The organism is Microcystis sp. M53603_WE2 (assembly GCF_030065435.1).
In genome coordinates this window covers 1-5349 of the sequence record NZ_JASJFF010000865.1, presented here as the reverse complement: position 1 = coordinate 5349, position 5349 = coordinate 1, and the positions used below count along the sequence as shown (strand labels likewise).

Annotated in this window: 5 protein-coding genes and 2 pseudogenes; all 7 read left to right on the top strand. The window is 42.4% G+C overall.

The window, feature by feature from the left end; all coding sequences use genetic code 11:
* The first annotated feature begins 414 nt into the window (after positions 1-414).
* Entirely contained in the window at positions 415-684 is a 270-nt protein-coding gene (locus PX481_RS18440) for a hypothetical protein (protein ID WP_288024978.1), read from the top strand.
* Between the two features lie 610 nt (positions 685-1294).
* Positions 1295-1955: pseudogene (locus PX481_RS18435) on the top strand (IS1/IS1595 family N-terminal zinc-binding domain-containing protein).
* A gap of 182 nt (positions 1956-2137) precedes the next feature.
* A pseudogene (locus PX481_RS18430) lies at positions 2138-2426 on the top strand (IS1 family transposase); the annotation flags it as partial.
* Between the two features lie 643 nt (positions 2427-3069).
* Positions 3070-3285: a gas vesicle structural protein GvpA gene (gene gvpA / locus PX481_RS18425; protein WP_002735503.1), complete on the top strand. Its 216-nt coding sequence runs from the start codon at positions 3070-3072 to the stop codon at positions 3283-3285.
* Positions 3286-3656: 371 nt separating this feature from the next.
* Entirely contained in the window at positions 3657-3872 is a 216-nt protein-coding gene (gene gvpA / locus PX481_RS18420; RefSeq protein ID WP_002735503.1) for a gas vesicle structural protein GvpA, read from the top strand.
* A gap of 382 nt (positions 3873-4254) precedes the next feature.
* Positions 4255-4470: a gas vesicle structural protein GvpA gene (gene gvpA, locus PX481_RS18415; protein ID WP_002735503.1), complete on the top strand. Its 216-nt coding sequence runs from the start codon at positions 4255-4257 to the stop codon at positions 4468-4470.
* Positions 4471-4737: 267 nt separating this feature from the next.
* The coding region (gene gvpC, locus PX481_RS18410; RefSeq protein WP_288095366.1) for a gas vesicle protein GvpC at positions 4738-5349 on the top strand (612 nt) is incomplete at its 3' end.

Below are 5349 nucleotides of genomic sequence, written 5' to 3'. Positions count from 1 at the left end.
CCACCTCCGAATTCCATTCATAATTCATAATTCATTACTTAAAACTGGCTCTTCGTTACTTGTTATGGTTCGATAGGGGGGCATAAATCGACTAAATCCTTATCTGGCAAGAGACTTAATTGATTAGTTCGCTCTAGATAAGAAATAATTGACAAAAATCGCTAAATGCCTTTCTATATAAGGGTTACATCCCTTATAACCCCCGTCCATTGCATAACACAAACCGAAGAGCCATTTGGTTAAAGGGTAGCAACGCAAAGCGGGACAAAATGCAGCAGTTGAGATAGCAAAGAAACCTTGCCCCTGAGGGTAAGGGCCCATATCGTACCTTGACGAGAGGTCAGCACTGGCTAGTTCACGCATTGTGTTATAATTCTGGCCAAGCCATCAAGGGATTTGAAAAGGAGTAACACCATGAGTCTATCTTCAGAAGCCTATCGCCAAGCCCTCGTGCGGGATGGAGAACGGCGCTATCGCGAATGGCACCAAAATTATCACAACCAATGCCGTCAATCAACGGCTGAATACCAAGCTCGTTCTGCCCAACAACGTCCAACAAAGCCTTGGATTTCCTCGGAAGCCTACCGCCAATTTTTAGTCAAAGATGGGGAGCGGCGTTTTGCGGAATGGCATGGCGAGTTTTTAGACTATCAAAGACAATTTCTGGCCCGTCAATCCACCTAAACGGATGTCAACAAATCCGCATTACAGCAATCTCTGAAAATAGTGGCCAGAGTCCCCGAAAAAATAGCTAATACCAATTTTCAATAGTCCTGGCAGGCATTCTACCACCCCCCCCTTGCCCACCCGAATTCGGGTAGGCAAGGGGGGGTATCGCATCTCAAAAGCTATTGACAATCGGCTAATTTTGTGATACGTGTGGGCATTTCAAGTGATACCAGTCAATCAAAATAGTTACGAAATCTTAACATTTAGTCGATTTTTGTTTAACAGTTGAGATGAGAAATTCTACTCAAGTATGCCTGGATCGCCCTCTGGGTAAGCAAATCACACGAGGTTCATTTTGTCAAGGGTTGTTAAGATGTGTTTACCTTACCATGTTGCTTATTCGGTATGAACTGTGTAATATACTTATTACTCTCGGCTCGCAGATCACTATAGATGGTGTTTTGACAACGGATAAAACCTACCCGAAGTCGAATTAGTTCAACTTACGCCAGTACAGGCAGTGGGTGGCTTAATCCAAAAACACCATATGTGGAAAATGAGCGAACCGTCAGTTTATCAATAAAAATAATTGGCTCAAATCAATCCTTAAACCTCTAGCTTGATCATGACTTTTCTGATAAGTATCTCTTTATGGCTCGTGGAGGACCTGCTCAAATATCAGCCTAGCACGGAGCAAAATCCCCCCACTGGTTTGCCTGTATTTACTTGTCCTAGTTGTGGTTCTCACCATACTATTAAGAACGGTTATATTCCTAAGGGGAAACCCAAACGTCACTGTCAAGAATGTGGTCAACCGTTTGTGATCAATCCCACTAATAAAACTATCTCTCCCGATACCAAGACAATTAATCGATCAACTCTTGCTCGAACGAATTTCCTGACGAGGAATTGCCAGAGTAACAGGGGTAAATTGGTCATGTTTACAAAATTATGTCAACAATAAACTAGCGGCTGTACCCCGTCAAGTAAAGGTTTCGGACAAACCAAAAGGTAAATTGCTCATAGAATGTGATGAGATGTGCCCTTTTGTTTTTTCTAAGACGATAAAGGTCTATATTTGGCGGTTAATTGATAGAAAGACAAGGGAACTTATTGGTGGTCATTTAGGATATAGGAGCCGCCAATCAGCTAAAAAACCTTGGCCAAGTTTACCCGGTGTTTACCGACAATGTGCTGTTACTTACACTCATTTTTGGGAGTCCTATAAGACAGTAATTCCGAGTAAACGTCATCGAGAGGTAGAGCCAAGAAACTGGTCAAAGTAATCCCCTTGGAAGACTTAATAATACCTTTCGACCAAGGATTTCTCTGCTGGTGAGAGAGAGCCTATCTTTCTCTAAAAAAATGGAGAATCACCTTGGGGAGTCCTTTGGTATTTTATCCATGACTACAATCCACAGCAAAGCAAAGCATTAAGGCTCCATCACCACTACCGAATCACCACCCAGAAAAATCAAAAGGCAAATTAGTCATAGAGTGTGATGAAATGTAGTCATTGGTTTTTTTTAAGACGATAAAGGTTTATATTTGGCGGTTAATTGATAGAAAGACAGGGGAAATTATTGGCGGCTATGCGCGGAGATAGGAGTCGCCAATCAGCCAAAAAACTTTGGGGCCAGTTTACCCGGTGTTTACCGACAATGTGCTGTTACTTACACTGATTTTTGGAAGTCATATAAGACAGTAATTCCGAGTAAACGTCATCGAGCGGTAGGAAAAGAAACTGGTCAAACTAATCCCATTGTAAAGACTTAATAATACCTTTCGACCAAGGATTTCTCTGTTGGTGAGAGAGAGTCTATCTTTCTCTAAAAAAATGGAGAATCACTTTGGCGCTGCTTGGTAAGCTGAACGGCTTTTACTTCGGATCACCGATATAGACTCCAAAAGGGTTATAGCTGTTGGATCATGCAGGTTAAGCGCCGTTTAGCTTATTTTATCCATGACAACAATGCACAGCAAGGCAAAGCATTAAGCCTCCATCAATACTACAGAACCACAACCAGAAATTTTTGTCAAGTAAAAATTGTACCAAATTTATAAGATCACATTTTATTCTCTTTTCAACTTCAATCTAATTCAATCTAAAAATCGAGAAAAAAGCAAAACCGTCCATCGTACCATAAAAAAATTATGCAATAGGTCTAATGTATCCGACTTATCTGAGAAATCCCTACACACTTCTTAACAAAAAAAATGAGAAATCCCTACACACTTCTTAACAAAAAAAATCGAAATTAGGTATTGACAACAACAAAACAAGGTGTTATCTTTAAAATTGCGGAAGTGATGAAGGCAGAAAAACAAAATGGATTTCTGGATCCTCCATGATTTCAGCACTGTACACCTTCTATGAAAACAACAAAAAGGTCTATTACCATGGCAGTTGAAAAAACTAACTCTTCCTCTAGCTTGGCTGAAGTTATTGATCGTATCCTTGACAAAGGTATCGTTATTGATGCCTGGGCTCGCGTCTCTCTGGTGGGAATCGAATTATTAGCGATTGAAGCTCGTGTAGTTATCGCTTCGGTTGAAACCTACCTCAAATATGCTGAAGCCGTTGGTCTGACTCAATCTGCGGCGGTTCCTGCTTAAGGACTGAACCCAGATTCTCCCATCGGCTGAGTTAAAACCCTAGTGGTTTTTCCAGATTCTCGGCTTTTCTTTAATCCCTGTTGAGTTTAGTTACCCCTGTCTTGGGGCGCAATAGTCTATAATTTATAGGGTCGGCACGGCAACGGATAGCGAAGACAAAGCTAGACGCAGACAAATTGTTTTTGTAACCGTGATTTTGTCCCTTGTAGCTAGGTTTACCCCCAATCACCAGAGTGTGAGACTCACTATTTTTCGGAATAGAAAGCAATTATTTGGGTAGGAAGCTGCGCCCCTTGGTCTTGGGTAGTTCGCCATCTCAACTTTTGGATCAGCGCTGTACACTCTCTATACAAACAAAAAGGTCTACTACCATGGCAGTTGAAAAAACTAACTCTTCCTCTAGCTTGGCTGAAGTTATCGATCGTATCCTTGACAAAGGTATCGTTATTGATGCTTGGGCTCGCGTATCTCTCGTCGGAATCGAATTATTAGCGATTGAAGCTCGTGTAGTTATCGCTTCTGTTGAAACCTACCTCAAATATGCTGAAGCAGTTGGTCTGACCCAATCTGCGGCGGTTCCTGCTTAAGGATTGCTCCCAGATTCTCCCATCTTCTCAGTTAAAACCCGACCGGGTTTTGCAGGTTCTTGGGTTTTCTTTAATTTCTATTGAGTTCAGTTACCCCTCTCTTGGGGCGCAATAGTCTATGTTAATAGGGTTGGCACGGCAACGGATAGCTAGAACAAAGCTAGACTCAGACAAATTATTTTTGTGACCGTGATTTTGACCCTTGTAGCTAGGTTTACCGCCTATCGCCAGAATGTGAGCCTCTCTATTTTTCGCAATAGCGCAATGGAAAGCCATTCTTTAGGTAGTGAGGCCACGCCCCTTGAGATGGGGTAGCTCCCTATCTCAACTTTTGGATCAGCACTGTACACTCTCTATACAACTAACAAAAAGGTCTATTACCATGGCAGTCGAAAAAACCAACTCTTCCTCTAGCTTAGCTGAAGTTATTGATCGCATCCTTGACAAAGGTATCGTTATTGATGCTTGGGCTCGCGTATCTCTCGTCGGAATCGAATTATTAGCAATTGAAGCTCGTGTAGTCATCGCTTCGGTTGAAACCTACCTCAAATATGCTGAAGCAGTTGGTCTGACTCAATCGGCGGCGGTTCCTGCTTAGGGATTGATCCCAGATTCTCCTATCTGCTCAGTTAAAACCCGACCAGGTTTTCTAGATTCTCGGCTTTTCTTTAATCCCTATTGAGTTTAGTTACCCCTCTCTTGGGGCGCAATAGTCTATAATTGATAGGGTAGTTCACTATCTCAACTTTGGGGTGATAAGAAAAGTCGGACTCTACTGTCTCTCCCCCCAGTCCCCGTGAAGGTTTTCCTAGCGGGTGATTGGGTCTAATCCATTCCATAGTATTTAGTAATTGAGGACAACCCCATGCCTGCTCTCATGGAAAAGTTCCGCCAGGAGCGTTTATCGATTGCTGGAGAAGTAGCTAAACTCTCGCAAGAAGTCCAAGCTTTTTTGTCGGATGTCAAAACTGAAAGACAAAAACAAGCGCAAGAACAGGCAACTGCTTTGCGCCAATCTTTCCAAAAAGTTCAACAAGAAAGCCTTGCGTTTTTAACAGCTACCCAAAAACAGCGTTTAGCTCAGGCGGAAAAGCAAAAAGAGGATTTGCGTCAATTTCAAGAACAACGTTTAGCTGAAGCGAAACGGCTAGACAACGACTTACGTCAACAGCGTCTAGATCGAGCCAAGCAGCTAAAGGACGATTTAAGTCAATTCCAAGAACAACGTTTAGCGGCAGCGAAACAGCTGGAGAACGACTTACGTCAACAGCATCTAGATCGAGCTAAACAACTGAAAGAGGATTTAAGTCAATTTCAAGAACAGCGTTTAGCGGCAGCGAAACAGCTAGAGGACGACTTACGTCAACTTCATCTGGATCGAGCTAAACAGGTGAAGGATGATTTAAGTCAATTTCAAGAACGACGTTTAGCGGAAGCGAAACAGCTAAAAGACGAATTGCGTCAGTTTCGTCAAGAT

What these genes read in the sequence shown, in the direction of transcription:
- PX481_RS18440 (WP_288024978.1), top strand. Translation starts at nt 415, where the DNA reads ATGAGTCTATCTTCAGAAGCCTATCGCCAAGCCCTCGTGCGGGATGGA.
- gvpA (WP_002735503.1), top strand. Translation starts at nt 3,657, where the DNA reads ATGGCAGTTGAAAAAACTAACTCTTCCTCTAGCTTGGCTGAAGTTATC.
- gvpA (WP_002735503.1), top strand. Translation starts at nt 4,255, where the DNA reads ATGGCAGTCGAAAAAACCAACTCTTCCTCTAGCTTAGCTGAAGTTATT.
- gvpA (WP_002735503.1), top strand. Translation starts at nt 3,070, where the DNA reads ATGGCAGTTGAAAAAACTAACTCTTCCTCTAGCTTGGCTGAAGTTATT.